Raw genomic sequence first — 20837 nt, forward strand, 5'->3', positions numbered from 1 at the left:
TATATTAAGGGTTAGCATAGCCTATCGCTTAGATTATAATATTGCTCAAAGTAATAAAGCGATAAAACCCTCTGTTTAAAACAGGATACTATTCGGTAATGAAAGATGAAGAAAGTAATTTTTTTTACTAGTGGAAATAAGAAAAATAATAAGTATTTATTCTATAAAGAAGCAAAATAGCAAACGAAATTGCATCTTCGTTAGCTTCTTCTAGGAATAAGAAAGTATCTTTTATCTAGTTATCCAAAGAGTCCTTAACCTGTTTCCAAAAGTTGTAGGAGGGCGATGAAAAGATAAAAGCCATAAGATTACCGAAAAAAAGGGGTGCTAGGTTAGTTGTGACGAACGTCACAACTTAACCAGTCCCCCTAAAATTCACTCGGTAAAAATATAGCAGAAAATCTGTCCAAAGCCCATCGAAAATCGTAGAAACAGGTTTCGAACTTAAAGATCTTAGGATTTTTCTTGCTATTTTTCTCGTACAACTAAAACCTTTACAGAAAAAGTAGCGGGAATGTTAGTTTTTCTTTATAATAGGAAAGATATATACTTAAATGAACGAGGTGAGCTCGATGTTTGATCGATTACAATCGGTAGAAGATCGTTACAATAATTTAAATGAACTGCTTAGTGATCCAGAAGTGGTCAATGATCTAAATAAGCTAAGAGAATATTCAAAAGAACAATCGGATCTACAAGGAACTGTAGATGCCTACCGTGAATACAAAGAAGTTAAAAGTCAGTATAAAGACTCGAAGCAAATGCTAGAGGAAAAGTTGGACGCTGATATGCGTGAAATGGTGAAAGAAGAGGTCAGTGATTTAGAGGACCAAATCGAAGTGTTAGAAGAACGATTAAGACTATTGTTAATTCCGAAGGATCCAAATGATGATAAAAACGTTATTATGGAAATTCGCGGGGCTGCTGGCGGAGACGAAGCTGCGTTATTTGCAGGGAATTTGTTCCGTATGTATAGCAGATTTGCGGAAACCCAAGGCTGGAAAATAGATATTATGGAATCCAACCCAACTGGGCTTGGCGGCTTCAAAGAAATTATTTTCATGATTAACGGAAAAAGTGCTTATTCCAAGATGAAATATGAAAACGGGGCACACCGAGTACAACGTGTTCCAGAAACAGAATCAGGCGGACGTATTCATACTTCTACGGCCACTGTTGCTGTACTTCCGGAAGCGGAGGAAGTGGACGTGGAGATCCACGAGAAGGAAGTTCGTGTGGATACATTTGCTTCATCGGGTGCGGGAGGACAGTCTGTAAATACAACTATGTCCGCGGTTCGAATGACACATTTACCAACGGGAATTACTGTTTCTATGCAAGATGAAAAATCACAGATTAAAAACAGAGAAAAAGCGATGAAAATTCTTCGTGCCCGCGTAGCGGATAAATTCCTTCAAGAAGCACAAGCAGAATATGATGCTGTGCGTAAATCGGCAGTAGGAACAGGTGACCGTTCGGAACGGATTCGTACGTATAACTATCCACAAAATCGTGTAACAGATCACCGAATCGGATTGACTTTGCAAAAACTTGATCAGGTCCTAGAAGGCAAAATGGATGAAGTAATTGATGCATTAATAATGGAAGATCAAGCAGAAAAATTAGAGAGAATGAATGATACGAATGTGTAAAACAAATTTTGAGGCCCTAAAACGGGCTTCTTCTTTTTTAGAGGAGAATAATCGTGAAAAAGAAGTTGCTCGCTACTTATTACAGCATGTCTTACAGAAAAACTACTCCGAGTTGATGATTGCTATATATGATGAAATAACTATAGAAGCATTTCAAACATTTTGGGCTTATATAGAAGAACATGCCACTGGTAGGCCTTTCCAATATATTATAGGACAAGAGAGTTTTTACGGTCGTGATTTTTTAGTGAATGAACATGTTTTAATACCGAGACCAGAAACAGAAGAATTAATTGTAGAAGTTCAAAAAAGAGCTGCAAGTCTATTTGAGTTAAACAAACCTATAAAAATTGCTGATATTGGAACTGGAAGTGGCGCAATAGCAATAACTATTAAAAAGGAAATACCACATGCAACTGTCACTGCAACAGACATATCGCCGGAGGCTTTAAGTGTAGCTATAAAGAATGCCGAGCGCTTAGAAGCGCTGATAGATTTCAAACAAGGTGATTTACTAGCCCCAATCGCCGATCAAAAATGGGATATTATATTATCGAACCCTCCATATATAGGATCACATGAAGCGGCAAGTCTTTCAGATACAGTAATAGATTATGAACCACATCTTGCTCTATTTGCAGATGAGGATGGCTTACAGCTTTATAGAAAAATGGCAGAAAAGCTTCCTAGTGTGATGAATGCTCCGAGTTTCATAGGTTTTGAGATTGGCTACGAACAAGGCCCAGCTGTTCAAAAAATGCTGCAAAATGTTTTTCCAGAAGCACTGGTAGAAATCGTTCAAGATATTAACCAAAAAAATCGTTTTGTTTTTTGCACAATCAAGGATTAAAGCGATTATTCATTTGCTTTCCTTTGATATTAAGATTAATACAAACGTGCATATGGAAAGCGTTGTTCTTTTATTGCATCGCCACCAAACAAGTTGATGCAGAATTTCATAATAATTAATTTTATGAAATTCACTCAAGCACTGAATAAAATATGAATCTACTGGTAACAATGTTCCTAAGGGGGAATGTTATATGTTACCAGATTACGAGATTAAAAAAGCACCAAGTATCGGGAAACAAGTAGATGCATTGATATTCTTTGTTTGGATGTTGTTACTAATTCAGTTTTGTTTATTTTTATTGTTTCAACAAAACGAAGAAGTAGAAGGTATGCGTTTTCGACTAATAGCAAATAGTAATACAATGGAAGACCAACAAATGAAAAATGACGTGAAACATCATATAGAACCAATATTGCTAAACTACGTAAGTAATCCACAAACAACGTATAGCGAATTAGAAAAAGCAGTCGAGAAGTTATCGAACTCTTTAGATACAAATATTAACATTACGAAAGGCCAGGCAAGCTTTCCACCGAAAGTTTGGGAGGCAGGTATTTCTTCACAAGTGATGACAGAATCTATTGTTATTTCCATTGGTAACGCAAGAGGGGATAACTGGTGGTGCGCACTTTTCCCAAAGGTATGCTATAAAGAAGAAGTGAAAGAAGAAAAACCTAAATTCTGGGTATGGGAGTGGCTGAAAAAGAAGTTTTCCACATAGTTACTAACAATAAAATGATAGTTATCAACAATTTGTGGATAAGTAAGCAAGAAAGGAGAAAATACAACATGAAAACGATAATTAAGAATGTGGATAACTTATTAACAAATAACGATAGTTATACACAGGCTGTGGATTTATTAACAAAAGGGGAAGTGGTAGCTTTTCCAACAGAAACAGTATACGGATTAGGTGCGATTGCCACGAACGAAGAAGCAGTAGCTAAAATATTCGAAGCAAAGGGAAGACCACAAGACAATCCGCTTATTGTCCATATTGGTACTAAAGAAGAGATGATGGCATTTACTCAAGATATACCTAAACTTGCGGAAGTATGTATGGATGCATTTTGGCCCGGCCCCCTAACGCTTATCCTGCCGCTAAGACCGAATACCTTGGCAAAAAATGTAACAGCTGGATTGCAAACTGTTGGAGTCAGAATGCCAGAGCATAAGGTAGCGCTAGAATTATTAAAACAATTAAAACAACCTGTTGCTGCTCCAAGTGCCAATAAAAGTGGGAAACCAAGTCCAACAAAAGCAGTGCATGTACATCATGATTTAGAAGGGAAAATACCCCTTATTTTAGATGGTGGAACAACTGGCATAGGTTTAGAATCTACTGTAATAGAATTTGTAAATGATTTACCTACTATTCTTCGTCCAGGTGGAGTAACGAAGGAAATGCTAGAAAAAGTGATTGGGCAAGTCGGGGAAGCTCAACCGACCGATGAAAAAGAAGCTCCACGAGCACCAGGCATGAAATATGCCCATTACGCTCCTGATTCTCCTGTATATTTAATAGAAGCATCTTTAGTAAAGCTTAAAGAAGCAGTAGAAAAAATACATAATGAACAGAAAAAGGTAGCAATAATAGCAAGTGAATCATTTAGGCACATAAACGTAGATTACTTTTTTTCATTAGGAAAAGAAGATCTGCTTAGTGATGCAGCGCATTTACTGTATCAGGCTTTAAGAGATTGTGATGAAACAGATGCGGATATTATCCTCGTTCCCGTTCTCTCAAAAGCAGGTGTGGGAACAGCGATTATGAATCGGTTCGAAAAAGCGGCGGATGGTAAATGGTTTTATAGCTAATATTGTATTCTCGCCCGTCTATTTGCATACATTTAAGTATGCAAATAGACGGGGGAGATTTTTTTGTGGCGTGAAATTTTAGCAGGCGCCTTGATGTCTGTGGACGTACTTATTTTATTTTCGTTGGTTGTATATCGTAAGCAAATTTTTACACTTGCTGCATGGGTAGCTTCTTTACATATGCTTTTTCCGTTAATCGGTTATTATGCAGGTGTCGTTGTACAAAATTATTTGGCTTATGCAAGTCCTTATTTATCGGGTATTCTTTTATCATTAGTAGGATTACAGATGATTTTAGCTCAATCTCCAAAACAAGTTCCACTGTTGTCCCCATATTTACTCGCAGTTTTTGCTAGCCTAGATACCTTTTCAGTTAGTGTTTCATTTGGTATGCTTAAATTAGAAAAGTTTGTATTTATATTAAGTGCTGGCCTCTTTTCGTATATCGCTGTATTTATAGCGCAAAAGGTTATATTCAAACATACTTTTATGAACCGAGCACTTATTTTAAGATTTGCCGGAGTACTAATTTTGTTAATGGGTATTCTCACGTTACGAAATATTTAACAATTTACAACACAATTATAGGACTAATTAATATATACTAGAGATGAGGAAATAGATCTATGAATATTCTGTTTGTTTGTACGGGCAACACTTGTCGGAGTCCAATTGCCGAGGCATTATTAAAATCACGAAACATTGATGGGTTGCAGGTTCGATCAGCCGGCATCTATGCTTCGGAGGGTGGACCTATATCCAGAAATAGTCAATTAGTATTAGAACAAAAAATGATTCCATTTGCGCACTCATCTAGTTCTGTAGATGAGACTCTAATCGATTGGGCTGATTTAATCCTAACAATGACGGCCTCTCATAAACATGCAATTATTTTAGGTTTCCCTCATGCAATATCTAAAATATATATGTACAAAGAGTTTGTGACCCCTGATGATATCAAAGATGTATCAGATCCGTACGGGGGAGATTTGTTTACATATGAAAGTACTTTTCACGAATTACAAGTATTAACAGATGGACTAGTGAACAAACTACAGGGGGAAATGAGATGAAAGAAAAAAAGAAAAAGCACAGTTTTGGACTACAAAAAAAGATTGTGTTATTTGTTACAATTTTAGCGCTAATTACATATACAACAAGTGCTCTGTTTATTCGCTTCGTACAACCAATATTGTTTGATGGAGCAACAAATTCTTGGGGGTTTGAGGTTGCCACCTATGCACTAGGAATATTCTGGTCCGGTGTTTTAGCCTATTTTTTCAGTGGGTTAATTATCAAGCCTTTATTCAACTTGGAAAAGGTAGCAATTTTAGCTTCAGAGGGAAAAATTGGGGTAAATGTAGAAGTGCCGAAATCGAAAGATGAGATCCAGTCGGTAGCGATCGCATTTCAGTCCATGCTAGTAAACTTAAGAGAAATGGTACAAAGTATTGAAGACAACTTTGATAAAACAAATAGAACGGTTCAACAGCTGTCGGTAGAATCATCTGCTGCTTCAGAACAAGCAGAAGCAATCGCTCATACAATAGCACAAATCTCACAAGGTGCTGAGCACTCTGCCATAGCGGTTCAAGAAACAGCGGAATCAGTAGAGGATGTACGAGTGCTAGCATCAGAAGTTAATCTACGTGCAGAAAAATCTTCCGAACAGTCAAATGAAATGATTATAGGTTTATCTCAAACTAGAGAGGTAATTCAATCGTTAGTAAACGGGATCCAAAAAATTGCTACAGGTAGTGAAGCAGCGCTTGGAAATGTTCATCAATTAGAAGAGAATGCAGGGAAAGTGGAAAGCATCATTCAATTGGTAGGAGACATTGCGGCACAAACGAATTTACTTGCGTTAAATGCATCTATTGAAGCAGCACGTGCTGGGGAGCATGGTAAAGGATTTGCTGTTGTAGCAGAAGAAGTTCGGAAACTAGCGGATGAAAGTGCTAAAGCCGTCCAAGGTATTTCTAAACTAATTTTAGCAATACAAACAGATGTGCAAACAGTTGTCCATCAGATGACGAACCAAGTCAGCTTTGCGGTTGGGGAGGCTAAAAGAGTTTCTGAAACAAATGAAGCAATTGAAGGAATGTCTACGAAAATTCATGAGATGGCCGAATCGGTAGTGGAAATTTCATCATTAGTGGAAAAACAGTTAACAAATATAGAAAGTACGGCTCGTCAGTCACAAGAAGTAGCTGCCATTGCTGAAGAAACATCTGCAGGAGCAGAAGAGGTGCGCAGTGCTACGGATGAACAAGCTCGTTCTATAGAACAAATAGAAGCAGTTTCATACGGGCTAAAAGAACAATCAGAAGAGCTATTTAAAGTGATCTCACAATTTGATCGAAAAACTATCTAATTCTGATATCGTCAAGTTTATAAAACGCGAACATTATGACGTTAAAATTAAAAATAGTTCGTTATTTTAGGGAAAATTTAATAAAAAAAGATTGATTAATTAAATGAATTTCAGAAATTAATAAAATTAAGCATAAAAAACACAACTCACTAGGCGTGAGTTGTGTTTTTTTATATAGAAAAATGGTATGATGATATGGAGTAAAAACAGAAAAGAGGGAACGAGTTGAAAATTGCAATTTCTTCCGATCATGGCGGAAATAATCTACGTCAGGAAATAATACAGCTACTTGAAGAATTAGGATTATCTTATGAAGATTTTGGACCGAAAAGTAACGATTCTGTTGACTTTCCGGACTTTGCTATGCCAGTAGCAGAGGGTGTGGCAAGTGGTAATTTCGATCGTGGTATTTTAATCTGTGGTACTGGTATAGGTATGTCAATTGCTGCAAACAAGGTAAAAGGTATTCGCTGTGCATTAGTTCATGATGTTTTTTCTGCGAAGGCTACTAGAAACCACAATGATTCCAACATTATCGCAATGGGGGAACGTGTTATTGGAGCCGGACTTGCAAGAGAAATAGTTTCGACTTGGCTTGCACAAGATTTTGAAGGCGGCCGTCATTTACGTCGTGTAGAAAAAATTACAGAAATAGAAAATGCATAGAAGAAGGGATTCCTGATGGAAGCAAAGAATTTGTGGGTAGAACAAATCGAACAGCTACTTTTAGAAGTGGAGCAGCAAATTGAGTTTCATGAAAATGATTTATTTGTCGTTGGATGTTCGACCTCAGAAATTATTGGTGAGAAAATTGGAACTGCAGGCGGATTAGAAGTAGCTGAGGTTTTATTCACCCCTTTACGAGCATTTGCAAATCGCAATAATATACATTTGGCTTTCCAAGGATGCGAACACATTAATCGTGCCATTACAATGGAAAGAGCAACACAATTACATTATAGATTGCCAGAAGTATCGGTAATTCCAGTAGTACGTGCAGGTGGTTCTATGTCTGCATATGCGTACACACATTTTAGTGACCCTGTTGTAGTCGAGCATGTTCAAGCACATGCAGGCATTGATATAGGACAAACCTTGATTGGTATGCAACTTCAACCTGTTGCAGTACCAATTCGCTTGTCCATTAAGAAAATTGGGGAAGCAATCGTTTTGATTGCGAAAACACGTCCTAAGCTAATAGGTGGAGAACGTGCATTTTACGGATGAATTTGGAGGAGGAACGAATAGTGGAGAAAATTTTATCACAAGATCCAGCAGTATATGAGGCGATGTTAGCAGAGAAAAAGCGTCAACAGTCGAATATTGAGTTAATCGCATCAGAGAACTTTGTATCAGAGGCGGTTATGGAAGCACAAGGCTCTGTCCTAACCAATAAATATGCAGAAGGTTACCCTGGTAAACGTTACTATGGTGGCTGTGAGCATGTAGATGTAGTAGAAAATATTGCACGTGATCGTTTGAAAGAAATTTTTGGTGCAGAACATGCCAATGTACAACCACATTCAGGTTCTCAAGCAAATATGGCAGTGTACATGACTGCATTGCAACCAGGTGACAAGATCTTAGGGATGAATTTATCCCATGGTGGGCATCTAACTCATGGTTCTCCTGTCAATTTTAGTGGTATTCAATATAATTTCATCGAGTACGGTGTTAACAAAGAAACGGAACTAATCGATTATGAAGAAGTTCGTGGAATTGCACTAGAGCACAAGCCGAAAATGATCGTTGCTGGAGCAAGTGCGTATTCACGTACTATTGACTTCGCTAAATTCCGTGAAATTGCAGATGAAGTGGGCGCATACTTATTTGTAGATATGGCACATATTGCAGGTTTAGTTGCTGCTGGCCTTCATCCAAACCCAGTACCCCATGCACATTTCGTAACATCTACAACACATAAAACATTACGTGGACCACGTGGTGGTTTAATCTTAACGACTGAAGAGTTTGCAAAGAAAATTGATAAAACAATTTTCCCAGGGATTCAAGGTGGCCCATTAATGCACGTAATCGCAGCAAAAGCTGTAGCATTTGGCGAAGCGCAAAAACCTGAATTTAAAGAGTATCAAGCACAAGTGATTGCCAATTCAAAAGCTTTGGCAGAAAGTTTAACAGAAGAAGGAATCCGTATTGTTTCTGGTGGTTCCGATAATCACGTCATGTTATTAGATGTATCTGCTCTTGGCCTAACGGGTAAAGTAGCGGAACATGTCCTTGATGAAGTTGGAATTACAGTCAACAAAAACACAATTCCATTTGATACGGCAAGTCCATTCATCACATCCGGTGTTCGCATTGGTACACCAGCTGTGACATCGCGTGGATTTAAAGAAGCAGAGATGAAAGAAATTGCATCTATCATTGCTAAACTATTAAAAAATAATGAGGATGCAGAAGTATTAAAAGAAGCAAAAGAAAGAGTTGCAACTTTAACGAGTAACTTCCCATTATACGAATAACCTAATAAGCATTAAAGCCAGCTACGTAATTATTAGTAGCTGGCTTTACTTTTGAACACAAAAACGCTAGTGTGTACTTCGTTTATCATCACTAATCCTTGTGAAGCAAAAATCCAATTTTATTTACTAATCCACAGTTTTAATCACTCTCTATAAGTTATTTACATAAGTTATCGATAGCTTAATGAAAACGGACAGAAGCTTTATCCAAGAGATTCAACTACTCGCTAAAAACCTAAACTTAATTGTGGTGCCGAAGGAATAGAGACTATAGAATAGGTGGAAATATTGAATGATTCAAATTGTCCGGTTGGCCAAGGATTCTATTTTTTCAAACCTATGCCCTTAAATCAAATAGACGCAATATTAAAAACGTAGGATTACTGTTTGTATCCCTTGTTTTTTGTTATAATTAGTAGAATTTAAATAAAATAAAAGGAGATGCTGCTAGTATGCCGAAAGTATTTGTATTTGACCACCCTCTTATTCAACACAAACTTACATATATTCGCGATGTAAAAACAGGCACAAAAGAGTTTCGTGAATTAGTGGATGAAGTAGCTACACTTATGGCGTTTGAAATTACTCGTGAAATGCCATTGGAGGAAACAGAAGTAGAAACTCCAGTTCAACTAACAAAATCTAAAATTCTTGCAGGAAAAAAATTAGGAATAGTTCCTATTTTACGTGCTGGAATTGGAATGGTTGATGGAATTCTAAAGTTAATACCTGCTGCAAAAGTAGGGCATATCGGACTTTACCGCGACCCACAAACATTGAAGCCGGTTGAATATTACGTAAAATTACCTGCAGATGTTGCAGAACGTGATTTTATATTAGTAGATCCTATGCTAGCTACAGGTGGTTCGGCGATTGAAGCGGTAAACTCACTGAAATCACGTGGAGCGACAAGCATTAAGTTCATGTGTTTAATCGCAGCACCTGAAGGAGTAGAGGCTCTTCAACAGGCACATCCAGACGTAGACATTTATATTGCTGCTTTGGATGAAAAGTTAAATGATCATGGATATATTGTTCCTGGATTAGGTGATGCTGGAGACCGGTTGTTTGGCACAAAATAAAAGGAGTGTTTGTATTTCATGCGTAAATATAAAGTAATGACGATTTTTGGTACGAGACCTGAGGCTATTAAAATGGCTCCACTTGTCTTGGAACTTCAAAAACACCCAGAAGAGATTGAATCACTTGTAACGGTGACCGCTCAACATCGTCAAATGCTTGACCAAGTATTGGATACATTTAACATAAAACCAGACTACGACTTGAATATGATGAAAGACCGTCAAACATTAGTAGATATTACGACTAGAGCGCTTGAAGGTTTAGATAAAGTCATGAAAGAAGCAAAACCTGATATTGTACTTGTTCATGGAGATACTTCCACTACTTTTGTGGCTAGTCTTGCAGCATTTTACAATCAAATCGCAATCGGACATGTAGAAGCAGGATTACGCACATGGAATAAGTTTTCACCTTTCCCAGAAGAAATGAACCGTCAGCTTACTGGAGTAATGGCAGATATCCATTTTGCTCCTACTATCAAATCTGAAAGAAATCTATTAGATGAGAATAAGCGTCAAGATACCATTTTTGTTACTGGTAATACTGCGATCGATGCTTTAAAAACAACAGTAAGAGAAGATTATACACATCCACTTTTGGAACAACTTAAGGGAAGTAGAATTATATTGTTGACTGCTCATCGCCGTGAGAACTTGGGTGAACCAATGCGTAATATGTTCCGTGCTATTAATAGATTGTTAAAGGAACACAAAGACGTACAAGTAATTTATCCAGTTCATATGAATCCCGCTGTAAGAGATATTGCCAACGAAATTTTAGGCGATAATGATCGAATTCATTTAATAGAACCTTTAGAAGTTCTAGATTTCCACAACTTTGCTGCACGTTCTCATATTATACTGACGGACTCAGGTGGTGTTCAAGAAGAGGCGCCTTCACTTGGGAAACCAGTTATAGTACTTCGAGATACTACTGAACGGCCAGAAGGTATTGAAGCGGGCACCTTGAAACTTGCAGGTACAGAAGAAGAAACTATTTACCAATTAACAAATGAGTTGCTAACAGACGAAGTTGCTTATAATGCGATGTCTAAAGCGAGTAACCCATACGGAGATGGTAAGGCTTCACAAAGGATAGTGGAAAATTTAATAAGTTTCCTTCAAAAAGATGAAAATTAAAATTTGTCAATAAAATGTCGGAAAGTATTACAGTCATAAGTTTTTCACTATAAGCAATTGACATCATTTTGCCCCTATTGTATGCTTACAAAGGATAATCATGATAGGGGTTTCATGCTTGAAACACTTGTCAGGTTAACTTTCTACTAGATTCACAGTTTTTACTTAATAAGGAAAAAATGTGAGGATTCTTTTTACGTCGTAACTGACGTCCTTTTAAAGGGGAAGCGTTATATTTCTGCGATTCTCTCACAGCTTAACGGTTCAACTCCTTCATAGGGATATGAATGGACGAAATATTAGAACCACTCCAGTATTATCAGTATTTACCCTTTTGTTAACTCTACATTAGCATGTTTGGGGTAATTACGACCATTCGAAAATATGATTCAGGAGATTAAAGATCAATGCTAGAAATGCAACGTATATTTACGCGGCAAAAAAAGTACATATATTTTTTGCTCGCAGCTTGTGCGCTAGGTTGGGGTTTTACACCTTATTCGACAATTTTTGCAGGCTTGGCACTTGGTTCTTTATTTGGTCTGTATAATTTCTGGATTCTAGTCCGTAGAATGGAGAAATTTGATCGTGTGCTTGAAAGTGGAAAAGGACGAGCAGGTTTAGGTACAACATTCAGATTTGCGTCCGGTGTTGCAGCTGTAGCAATTGCAATTGCTCTTCCAGAGTACTTCCATCTTATCGGTACAGTTATCGGATTAATGATTCCCTATGTTCTGCTAGTAGTAGAACGTATTATGTTTCATGTAAAAAATCAGCAATGAGAATGTGAAAGAGAGGTGAATTAATCGTGGAACATGCAAATCCCACATTTGAACTTTTTGGGATGTACGGTAACTGGTCAAACATTTTAATGCTTGCGGTTACAACACTCATCGTATTTTTAATCGCATTTATTGCGACAAGAAATCTAAAGATGAAGCCAACAGGTATGCAAAACTTCATGGAGTGGATAATGGACTTCGTGAAAGGGATCATTAAAAGTAACTTCGACTGGCAAACAGGCGGACGATTCCATGTTCTTGGAATAACTTTTCTTATGTTTATCGCAGTAGCTAACGTACTAGGTCTTCCATTCTCGATATCATATGATGGAGTTCTTTGGTGGAAATCCCCAACTGCGGATCCGACAATTACCATGACACTTGCAGTTATGGTTATCATTTTAACGCACTATTACGGAATAAAGGCAAAAGGTATGAAGGGTTATGCAGTAGATACATACTTAAAGCCAATGCCGTTCTTATTCCCATTAAAAATTATCGAGGAATTCGCAAATACGTTGACACTTGGTCTACGTCTTTACGGTAATATCTATGCAGGTGAGGTTCTTTTAGGACTAATCGCAGGTTTAGCAACGTCCTCAGTATTTGGCTTTGTTGGAGCAATTATTCCAGCAATGGCATGGCAAGGATTCTCCCTATTTATAGGTGGTATCCAAGCATTCATTTTCGTTATGTTAACAATGGTTTATATGTCACATAAAGTGTCAGCAGACCATTAATATAACTGTTTAGATTCTTAAACAGAAAAAATAAAAACAACATTCCAAGGAGGAAATAAACAATGACAGGTTCAGTAGGATTATTAGCAGCAGCTATAGCAATCGGTTTAGGTGCACTTGGTGCAGGTATTGGTAACGGATTAATCGTTTCAAAAACAGTAGAAGGTATCGCTCGTCAACCAGAAGCACGTGGAGCTTTACAAACAGTTATGTTCATCGGGGTAGCATTAGTTGAGGCGATTCCAATTATCGCAGCAGTTATCGCTTTCATCGTATTAAACCAATAGTATTAACTTAAAAATCTATGATGGCGGGTTTTACATCCGCCATTCTCTTTATGAATAACACAACATATGAACTAGAAAACAATGATTACTATTAAATAATAGAAGCAAGATCTCTTAATAGCGTTTGAAAGGAGTGAAACAATCGTGTCTTTTGATTACCTTGTACTTGGTGCTAGTGGCCATGATGGGTTGAATATTTGGGATATTTTAGCTACATTATTCTTCTTCATCTTACTTATGGCTCTATTGAAGAAAGTAGCTTGGGGTCCACTTATGGGGATTATGACTCAACGTGAAGAGTTAATCGCAAGTGAAATCGCAGCAGCTGAAAATAGCCGCGGGGAATCTCAGCGTTTACTTGAAGAACAACGTGACTTACTTAAAGAAGCACGTACGGAAGCATTAGCGATTGTAGAAAATGCGAAAAAGCAAGGCGATGCATCTCGTGAGGAAATTATCACAACTGCTCGTTCTGAAGCTATCCGTTTGAAAGAATCTGCTATCCGTGAAATTGATACAGAAAAAGAAAGAGCGATTGCAGCGGTACGAGAAGAAGTAGTTTCACTTTCAGTACTTGCAGCGTCGAAAGTTCTTGAAAAAGAAGTTTCGGAAGAAGATAATCGTGCGCTAATCGAGGCAACGATTGCGAAGGCAGGCGAAGTTAAGTGAGTAATTCAACTGTAGCTAAGCGTTATGCAATCTCTTTGTTCGAGCTAGCAACACAAAAAAATGTAGTACAAGCAGTCGAAAATGATTTACGTGAACTTAAAGTTGTTTGGAATGGCAACAAAGATGTGAAAACTTTATTTACGTCTCCAAAGTTATCTCTAGACAAGAAAAAAGAGTTAATTCGTCAAATCTTTACAAATGCGAACCCAATTGTTATTAATACACTTTTAGTGTTAATTGATAAGAAGAGATTAGCAGAAGTATCCGACATTATTTCTGAATTTATGATTCTTTCGAATGAAGCACAAGGTGTTGCGGAAGCGAAAGTATATACTACACGTGCACTTACAGAAGAAGAACGTGCAAACGTATCTACTGCATTTGCTAAAAACGTTGGTAAACAATCTTTAAATATTCAAAACATCGTAGATCCATCTATTATTGGTGGTATACGTGTTCAAATCGGAAACCGCATTTACGATAGCACTCTAAGCACAAAATTAGATCGCTTAAAACGTAACTTGATCGGTTAATATTATGAATTATGAGAGGTGACATACATGAGCATCAAAGCTGAAGAAATCAGTGTCTTGATTAAGCAGCAGATTGAGAATTACGAATCTGAGATGAAAGTTAGCGACGTCGGTACGGTTATCACGATTGGTGACGGTATCGCTCGTGCTCATGGCCTCGACAATGTCATGGCTGGAGAACTTTTAGAGTTCTCAACTGGTGTTTTAGGTATGGCACAAAACTTGGAAGCCAACAATGTTGGTATCGTTATCCTTGGACCATACACTGACATCAAAGAAGGCGATGAAGTACGTCGAACAGGCCGTATTATGGAAGTTCCAGTTGGTAAAGAATTGATTGGTCGCGTTGTAAATCCACTTGGCCAACCAGTTGATGGACTAGGTCCTATCGCAACTACAAAATCTCGTCCAATTGAAAGTCCTGCACAAGGGGTTATGGCACGTAAGTCTGTACATGAGCCACTTCAAACAGGTATCAAAGCGATCGATGCACTTGTACCAATCGGACGTGGACAACGTGAGTTAATCATTGGTGACCGTCAAACAGGTAAAACATCTGTTGCAATCGATGCAATCCTAAACCAAGCAGACCAAGATATGATTTGTATCTATGTGGCTATTGGACAAAAGGAATCGACTGTACGTAACGTAGTAGAAACACTTCGTAAAAACGGTGCTTTAGAATACACTATCGTTGTAACTGCATCTGCATCACAACCTTCACCATTACTATACTTAGCTCCTTATGCTGGTGTAACTATGGCAGAAGAATTTATGTTCGATGGTAAGCACGTATTAATCGTTTATGATGATTTATCTAAACAAGCTGCTGCATACCGTGAACTTTCATTACTTCTTCGTCGTCCTCCAGGCCGTGAAGCGTATCCAGGGGATGTATTCTACTTACACAGCCGTCTTTTAGAGCGTGCTGCGAAGTTAAATGAAACACTTGGTTCAGGTTCAATTACTGCATTACCATTCGTTGAAACACAAGCTGGAGATATCTCTGCTTATATTCCAACAAACGTAATTTCTATTACAGATGGTCAAATCTTCTTACAATCTGATTTATTCTTCTCGGGTGTACGTCCAGCGATTAATGCCGGATTATCTGTATCTCGTGTAGGTGGATCAGCACAAATTAAGGCAATGAAAAAAGTTGCGGGAACTCTACGTCTTGACTTAGCAGCATTCCGTGAGCTAGAAGCATTCTCTCAATTTGGATCAGATCTTGACTCTGCAACTCAAGCAAAACTTAACCGTGGTGTGCGTACAGTAGAAGTATTAAAACAAGACTTGAATAGCCCGATTAAAGTGGAAAAACAAGTTATGATTTTATATGCTCTAACACGTGGCCATTTAGATGATATTCCAGTAAAAGATATTACTCGTTTTGAAGCGGAACTTGGAACTTGGTTAGATTCAAACCACACAAACGTTTTAGATCATATTCGCACGACAAAAGACCTTCCATCAGATGAAGATATGAACAATGCAATTTCTGCATTCAAAAAAACTTTCGCTAAATCTGAATAATTTCTTTGTCTAAGTGAAAAAAACAAAAAGGTGGTGAAATACCAGTGGCATCATTACGCGACATAAAAAGTAAAATTACATCTACAAAGAAAACAAGTCAGATAACAAAAGCTATGCAAATGGTTTCTGCTTCTAAATTGAACCGTGCGGAGGAAAATGCGAAAGCATATGTTCCTTACATGTCGAAAATTCAAGAAGTAGTTGGAGCAATTGCATCAGGTACTAGTGATAGTGGACATCCAATGTTAACTTCCCGTCCTGTTAAAAAGACTGCATATCTTGTCATAACTGCTGATCGTGGATTAGCCGGAGCTTATAACAGTAATGTTATTCGTGCTGTAGCTAATGCCATAGCAGAAAGACATTCTTCGAGTGAAGAGTATGTAATCTTTGCAATTGGTCGTATGGGACGTGACTTCTTCCTAAAACGTGGTTCAAACGTAATTGGGGAAGTAGTCGGCTTACCAGACCAACCTGCTTTTGCTGATATTAAAGAAGTTGCTCGCAAAGCTGTTGGTATGTTCACGGATGGTACATATGATGAACTTTATATGTACTATAACCACTTTGTCAGTGCCATCTCTAGTGAAGTAACAGAGAAAAAGGTACTGCCACTTACGGATATTGCAGTAGAAACAGGCGCAACTGCTTCTTATGAATTTGAGCCTTCACCTGAAGCAATTCTAGAAGTATTACTTCCACAATATGCGGAAAGCCTGATTTTCGGTGCATTACTCGATGGTAAAGCCAGTGAGCATGCTTCTCGTATGTCTGCGATGAAATCCGCGACAGACAATGCAGCTGATATGATCAGCAGTTTAACATTAGTATATAACCGTGCACGTCAAGCAGCGATTACGCAAGAAATTACGGAAATCGTCGGCGGAGCTTCGGCTTTAGAATAGTTTAAGATAGAAAGTAAGACAGGAGGGAACAGTAGTGAACAAAGGACAAGTACTACAAGTAATGGGTCCAGTTGTCGACGTTAAGTTTGACAATGGCCATTTACCAGCTATCTATAATGCACTAACTGTAGCGATTGAACGTCCAAACCAAGCGCCTACAACTTTAACATTAGAAGTAGCGTTACACTTAGGAGATGACTCTGTTCGTACTATTGCAATGTCATCTACGGACGGCCTTAAGCGTGGTACAGAGGTATTCGATGCTGGTGCAGCAATTTCTGTTCCAGTTGGTAATATAACATTAGGACGTGTATTCAACGTGCTTGGTGAGGTTATTGACTTAGGAGAAGAAATTCCAGTGGAAGATCGTCGTGATCCAATCCACCGTCAAGCGCCAACATTTGAAAACCTTTCAACAGAAGTTGAGATTCTTGAAACAGGTATCAAAGTAGTAGATCTACTAGCTCCTTATATTAAAGGTGGTAAAATCGGTCTATTCGGTGGTGCCGGAGTAGGTAAAACTGTTCTTATTCAAGAACTTATTAATAATATTGCTCAAGAGCATGGCGGTATTTCTGTATTCGCTGGTGTTGGAGAGCGTACGCGTGAAGGAAATGACTTATTCCACGAGATGAGCGATTCAGGCGTTATTAAGAAAACAGCAATGGTATTCGGTCAAATGAATGAGCCACCTGGCGCACGTATGCGTGTTGCTTTAACTGGTCTTACAATGGCAGAATACTTCCGTGATGAACAAGGTGCAGACGTACTTCTTTTCATCGATAATATCTTCCGTTTCACTCAAGCAGGTTCTGAGGTTTCAGCACTATTAGGTCGTATGCCTTCTGCTGCTGGTTACCAACCAACACTTGCAACTGAAATGGGTCAATTACAAGAGCGTATCACGTCAACAAATACTGGTTCAGTTACATCTATCCAAGCGATTTATGTACCAGCCGATGACTATACGGATCCAGCTCCTGCAACAACTTTCGCTCACTTAGATGCGACTACAAACTTAGAACGTAAATTATCTGAGATGGGTATTTACCCAGCGGTAGATCCTTTAGCTTCTTCTTCACGTGCGCTTTCTCCGGAAGTCGTAGGTCCAGAGCATTATGAAGTAGCACGTCAAGTGCAATATACTTTACAACGCTATAGAGAGCTTCAAGACATTATCGCAATCTTAGGTATGGATGAATTAGGTGATGAAGACAAGCAAGTAGTTAACCGTGCTCGTCGTATTCAGTTCTACCTATCTCAAAACTTCCATGTTGCAGAACAATTTACAGGTCAAAAAGGTTCATACGTTCCAGTTAAAGAAACTGTTGAAGGATTCAAACAAATTCTTGAAGGAAAATATGATCATTTACCAGAAGATGCATTCCGTTTAGTTGGACGCATTGAAGAAGTTATAGAAAAAGCGAAAAGCATGGGCGTAGAAGTATAATAAATCGGACCAGGAGGTAAAAATATGAAGACACTTACAGTCAATATTGTCACTCCCGACGGCCCGGTATACGATTCTGAAGTAGACATGATTATCGCAAAAACAGCATCTGGTGAAATCGGTATTTTACCTGGCCATATTCCAATGGTTGCACCACTTGTAGTAGGTGCAATAAAATTGAAAAAAGAGGCAAAAACAGAGTACGTAGCAGTAAGCAGTGGATTTGTAGAAGTTCGACCTGAAAAGGTATCGATCTTAGCAACATCTGCTGAGGTTGCTTCAAGTATCGATTTAGCTCGTGCTAAAGAAGCGATGAAACGTGCAGAAGAACGTATTCAAAGTAAACAAGACTCGGTCGATCATAGCCGTGCTGAGCTTGCATTGAAACGTGCGATGAATCGTATCAACGTTCATGAGGGTAATTTTTAAGTTTATTTCTTTATGGAATAACTTTAAAGTCTCTGGCGGTAGCCACAGATTATATTTATCTTGCTAAAGTAGCTCGATGAAAGATTGTTAGCTTACACTTGTAGGCTAACAACTCTATATAATTGTGACCTAATAGCCTAGGCGTATTTGATTTAAAATAAAGCGGGCAGAATTCTTTCTGTCTGCTTTTTTTTTACTATTGCCTAAAATAGGAGGAATATAAATGGGATTATTAAGTAGTGAACAAGCACTAATCGCAATACTTGCTAATGTCTTTTTTATTGGAATATCTTTCTATGCGTTACAGGCATTAATGATGGACAAGATAATAAAGAAAAATCGGGTGTTTCAAGCCCAACTATTTTATATTTTAGCAAGTATTGTGATTGGCTCAATCGTCGCAAATTTTTTCTTGAATCTGACAAATTGGTCAAACCAGCTTCCATTTTTGTTTGACTAAACAGATCCTATATGCTCATGCAAATTATGGAAAAGTTTGTATGAGCATGTAGAATCTGCACGTATTTCCTGGGAAATTTTTTGTTGAGATAGGTTTACTAGCTTACACTATGGGTATTTTAAAATTATCTACACGAAATGGCTGGGTAATACGTATAATAGAACAAGAAAAATAATCGAAAAGCTCAAAAATAGTGTTTTAGATGCTTGTATGTAGTCGAATTACGTTGTATGATGAATATTGTTTTGAATACCTAAAAAATGACATCATACGTATTCTTTTATATAAAGCAAATGGATAATGAACGCGGAGGGAAAGTAGTGGACAAAATTGTTGTTAAAGGCGGCCAAACGTTAAACGGGAAGGTACGTGTAGAAGGTGCAAAGAATGCTGTACTACCAGTACTAGCTGCAGCTCTACTAGCTACTAAAGGCAAAAATGTTATTAAAGATGTACCGACACTTGCAGATGTTTTGACTATTAATGAAGTACTGAAAAGTTTAAATACAGAAGTAATTTATAATCCTGAAAAAAATGAAGTAATAATTGATTCTCAAGAAAAGTTATCTAGTGAAGCCCAATTCGAGTATGTACGTAAAATGCGCGCATCTATACTTGTTATGGGTCCAATTTTAGCGCGAAATGGTTTTGCTCGTGTAGCTCTTCCAGGAGGTTGTGCAATTGGATCACGTCCGATTGATCAGCATTTAAAAGGTTTTGAAGCAATGGGTGCGGTAATTTCCTTTGGACATGGTTTTGTTGAAGCAACTACTAAGGGACGCCTACAAGGTGCTAAAATTTATTTAGATGTTCCAAGCGTAGGTGCTACTGAAAATATTATGACCGCTGCAGCATTAGCAGAAGGTACAACAATTATCGAAAATGCTGCTAAAGAACCGGAAATTGTCGATTTAGCTAACTTCATCAATGAGATGGGCGGTTCGGTAAAAGGTGCAGGAACCGACACTATTCGAATTGAAGGAGTAGAAGAATTACACGGCACAGAGCACCATATTATTCCGGATCGAATTGAAGCTGGAACATTTATGGTAGCTGCAGCTATTACAAAAGGCAATGTCCTTATTGAAAATGCAGTACCTGAACATATGACAGCACTTATATCTAAAATGCAAGAAATGGGCATTGAAATTACCGAAGAGGACCATGGTCTTCGTGTAATTTCTGGAGGAGATCTTAAGTCAGTTGACATCAAAACGATGCCACATCCTGGTTTCCCAACAGATATGCAATCTCAAATGATGGCATTAATGATGACTGCTCACGGAACTGGCATCATTACAGAAACCGTATTCGAAAATCGTTTCATGCATGTGGAAGAGTTCCGCAGAATGAATGGTAACATGAAGATCGAAGGCCGTTCTGTCATAATGGAGTCCCCATCTGACCTACAAGGCGCAGAAGTTGCAGCAACCGACCTTAGAGCGGCAGCAGCACTTATTCTTGCAGGATTAGTGGCTGAAGGAATTACACGCGTTACAGAGCTGTATCACCTCGATAGAGGATATGTCGATTTTGATAAAAAATTAGCGGCATTAGGTGCAGATATCGAACGTATCGGTAGCGAATCGTCAGAGAAAGCCGTACAATTAGTATAATACTATATGAAAAGCACTTTACATCTAT

The 20837-nt window shown here is 38.1% G+C and carries 23 protein-coding genes; all 23 read left to right on the top strand.

Features of this window, described 5'->3' with window-relative positions:
* Positions 1-572 precede the first annotated feature (572 nt).
* The 23 genes from prfA (at position 573) to murA (ending at position 20809) form a co-directional block, all read left to right on the top strand.
* Positions 573-1652: a peptide chain release factor 1 gene (prfA, locus tag MHI47_RS03110; protein WP_093538727.1), complete on the top strand. Its 1080-nt coding sequence runs from the start codon at positions 573-575 to the stop codon at positions 1650-1652.
* Positions 1636-2502, top strand: a complete 867-nt coding sequence (gene prmC, locus MHI47_RS03115) for a peptide chain release factor N(5)-glutamine methyltransferase (protein ID WP_340829430.1) — start codon at positions 1636-1638, stop codon at positions 2500-2502. Before prfA ends, prmC begins: the two co-directional genes overlap by 17 nt.
* A 193-nt stretch (positions 2503-2695) precedes the next feature.
* Complete coding sequence (locus MHI47_RS03120; protein WP_340761474.1) at positions 2696-3226, top strand: stage II sporulation protein R; 531 nt, start codon at positions 2696-2698, stop codon at positions 3224-3226.
* Positions 3227-3294: 68 nt separating this feature from the next.
* Positions 3295-4323, top strand: coding sequence for an L-threonylcarbamoyladenylate synthase (locus MHI47_RS03125; protein ID WP_340829432.1), 1029 nt, complete (start codon positions 3295-3297; stop codon positions 4321-4323).
* A 63-nt stretch (positions 4324-4386) separates the two neighbouring features.
* Positions 4387-4890, top strand: coding sequence for a manganese efflux pump (locus tag MHI47_RS03130; RefSeq protein ID WP_093538723.1), 504 nt, complete (start codon positions 4387-4389; stop codon positions 4888-4890).
* Between the two features lie 59 nt (positions 4891-4949).
* Positions 4950-5396, top strand: coding sequence for a low molecular weight protein arginine phosphatase (locus MHI47_RS03135; RefSeq protein WP_340829434.1), 447 nt, complete (start codon positions 4950-4952; stop codon positions 5394-5396).
* A complete protein-coding gene (locus MHI47_RS03140; RefSeq protein WP_340829436.1) occupies positions 5393-6697 on the top strand; it encodes a methyl-accepting chemotaxis protein in 1305 nt (434 codons plus the stop codon). Before MHI47_RS03135 ends, MHI47_RS03140 begins: the two co-directional genes overlap by 4 nt.
* A gap of 225 nt (positions 6698-6922) precedes the next feature.
* Complete coding sequence (gene rpiB, locus MHI47_RS03145) at positions 6923-7363, top strand: ribose 5-phosphate isomerase B (RefSeq protein WP_093538720.1); 441 nt, start codon at positions 6923-6925, stop codon at positions 7361-7363.
* Between the two features lie 15 nt (positions 7364-7378).
* Complete coding sequence (locus tag MHI47_RS03150) at positions 7379-7924, top strand: TIGR01440 family protein (RefSeq protein ID WP_340761479.1); 546 nt, start codon at positions 7379-7381, stop codon at positions 7922-7924.
* Positions 7921-9180: a serine hydroxymethyltransferase gene (glyA, locus tag MHI47_RS03155; protein ID WP_281249768.1), complete on the top strand. Its 1260-nt coding sequence runs from the start codon at positions 7921-7923 to the stop codon at positions 9178-9180. The genes MHI47_RS03150 and glyA overlap by 4 nt, the downstream gene beginning before the upstream one ends.
* A gap of 452 nt (positions 9181-9632) precedes the next feature.
* Complete coding sequence (gene upp / locus MHI47_RS03160) at positions 9633-10262, top strand: uracil phosphoribosyltransferase (RefSeq protein ID WP_093538717.1); 630 nt, start codon at positions 9633-9635, stop codon at positions 10260-10262.
* Positions 10263-10280: 18 nt separating this feature from the next.
* Positions 10281-11402 (top strand): non-hydrolyzing UDP-N-acetylglucosamine 2-epimerase, encoded by a 1122-nt coding sequence (gene wecB / locus MHI47_RS03165; protein ID WP_340829439.1) that lies wholly within the window; start codon positions 10281-10283, stop codon positions 11400-11402.
* A 407-nt stretch (positions 11403-11809) separates the two neighbouring features.
* A complete protein-coding gene (locus tag MHI47_RS03170; RefSeq protein WP_093538716.1) occupies positions 11810-12184 on the top strand; it encodes an ATP synthase subunit I in 375 nt (124 codons plus the stop codon).
* A 26-nt stretch (positions 12185-12210) separates the two neighbouring features.
* Positions 12211-12924 carry a F0F1 ATP synthase subunit A gene (gene atpB / locus MHI47_RS03175; RefSeq protein ID WP_093538715.1) on the top strand — a complete coding sequence of 238 codons (714 nt, stop codon included), beginning with the start codon at positions 12211-12213 and terminating at the stop codon, positions 12922-12924.
* Positions 12925-12986: 62 nt separating this feature from the next.
* Positions 12987-13211: a F0F1 ATP synthase subunit C gene (gene atpE / locus MHI47_RS03180; RefSeq protein ID WP_093538714.1), complete on the top strand. Its 225-nt coding sequence runs from the start codon at positions 12987-12989 to the stop codon at positions 13209-13211.
* 144 nt (positions 13212-13355) lie between these two features.
* Entirely contained in the window at positions 13356-13880 is a 525-nt protein-coding gene (atpF, locus tag MHI47_RS03185; protein WP_093538713.1) for a F0F1 ATP synthase subunit B, read from the top strand.
* Positions 13877-14413 (top strand): F0F1 ATP synthase subunit delta, encoded by a 537-nt coding sequence (locus tag MHI47_RS03190; protein ID WP_093538712.1) that lies wholly within the window; start codon positions 13877-13879, stop codon positions 14411-14413. Before atpF ends, MHI47_RS03190 begins: the two co-directional genes overlap by 4 nt.
* Before the next feature lie 27 nt (positions 14414-14440).
* Positions 14441-15949: a F0F1 ATP synthase subunit alpha gene (atpA, locus tag MHI47_RS03195; RefSeq protein ID WP_093538711.1), complete on the top strand. Its 1509-nt coding sequence runs from the start codon at positions 14441-14443 to the stop codon at positions 15947-15949.
* Positions 15950-15993: 44 nt separating this feature from the next.
* Positions 15994-16854, top strand: a complete 861-nt coding sequence (locus MHI47_RS03200) for a F0F1 ATP synthase subunit gamma (RefSeq protein ID WP_093538710.1) — start codon at positions 15994-15996, stop codon at positions 16852-16854.
* A 34-nt stretch (positions 16855-16888) separates the two neighbouring features.
* Positions 16889-18304: a F0F1 ATP synthase subunit beta gene (gene atpD / locus MHI47_RS03205; protein WP_093538709.1), complete on the top strand. Its 1416-nt coding sequence runs from the start codon at positions 16889-16891 to the stop codon at positions 18302-18304.
* A gap of 24 nt (positions 18305-18328) precedes the next feature.
* Positions 18329-18733: a F0F1 ATP synthase subunit epsilon gene (locus tag MHI47_RS03210; RefSeq protein WP_093538708.1), complete on the top strand. Its 405-nt coding sequence runs from the start codon at positions 18329-18331 to the stop codon at positions 18731-18733.
* A 223-nt stretch (positions 18734-18956) separates the two neighbouring features.
* Positions 18957-19193 carry a DUF1146 family protein gene (locus MHI47_RS03215; RefSeq protein ID WP_093538707.1) on the top strand — a complete coding sequence of 79 codons (237 nt, stop codon included), beginning with the start codon at positions 18957-18959 and terminating at the stop codon, positions 19191-19193.
* A 320-nt stretch (positions 19194-19513) separates the two neighbouring features.
* The gene (gene murA / locus MHI47_RS03220; RefSeq protein WP_340768245.1) at positions 19514-20809 is read left to right on the top strand and encodes a UDP-N-acetylglucosamine 1-carboxyvinyltransferase; all 1296 of its coding nucleotides are present in this window, start codon (positions 19514-19516) and stop codon (positions 20807-20809) included.
* The last annotated feature ends 28 nt before the right edge of the window (positions 20810-20837 follow it).

Source organism: Psychrobacillus sp. FSL H8-0487, assembly GCF_038008385.1.
In the GTDB taxonomy this organism is placed as follows: domain Bacteria; phylum Bacillota; class Bacilli; order Bacillales_A; family Planococcaceae; genus Psychrobacillus; species Psychrobacillus psychrotolerans.

Coding starts and splice junctions, on each gene's coding strand:
- atpE (WP_093538714.1), top strand. CDS start 12,987: ATGACAGGTTCAGTAGGATTATTAGCAGCAGCTATAGCAATCGGTTTA.
- prfA (WP_093538727.1), top strand. CDS start 573: ATGTTTGATCGATTACAATCGGTAGAAGATCGTTACAATAATTTAAAT.
- glyA (WP_281249768.1), top strand. CDS start 7,921: ATGAATTTGGAGGAGGAACGAATAGTGGAGAAAATTTTATCACAAGAT.
- MHI47_RS03120 (WP_340761474.1), top strand. CDS start 2,696: ATGTTACCAGATTACGAGATTAAAAAAGCACCAAGTATCGGGAAACAA.
- upp (WP_093538717.1), top strand. CDS start 9,633: ATGCCGAAAGTATTTGTATTTGACCACCCTCTTATTCAACACAAACTT.
- wecB (WP_340829439.1), top strand. CDS start 10,281: ATGCGTAAATATAAAGTAATGACGATTTTTGGTACGAGACCTGAGGCT.
- MHI47_RS03170 (WP_093538716.1), top strand. CDS start 11,810: ATGCTAGAAATGCAACGTATATTTACGCGGCAAAAAAAGTACATATAT.
- MHI47_RS03125 (WP_340829432.1), top strand. CDS start 3,295: ATGAAAACGATAATTAAGAATGTGGATAACTTATTAACAAATAACGAT.
- MHI47_RS03215 (WP_093538707.1), top strand. CDS start 18,957: ATGGGATTATTAAGTAGTGAACAAGCACTAATCGCAATACTTGCTAAT.
- MHI47_RS03135 (WP_340829434.1), top strand. CDS start 4,950: ATGAATATTCTGTTTGTTTGTACGGGCAACACTTGTCGGAGTCCAATT.
- atpA (WP_093538711.1), top strand. CDS start 14,441: ATGAGCATCAAAGCTGAAGAAATCAGTGTCTTGATTAAGCAGCAGATT.
- MHI47_RS03140 (WP_340829436.1), top strand. CDS start 5,393: ATGAAAGAAAAAAAGAAAAAGCACAGTTTTGGACTACAAAAAAAGATT.
- MHI47_RS03210 (WP_093538708.1), top strand. CDS start 18,329: ATGAAGACACTTACAGTCAATATTGTCACTCCCGACGGCCCGGTATAC.
- prmC (WP_340829430.1), top strand. CDS start 1,636: ATGATACGAATGTGTAAAACAAATTTTGAGGCCCTAAAACGGGCTTCT.
- MHI47_RS03150 (WP_340761479.1), top strand. CDS start 7,379: ATGGAAGCAAAGAATTTGTGGGTAGAACAAATCGAACAGCTACTTTTA.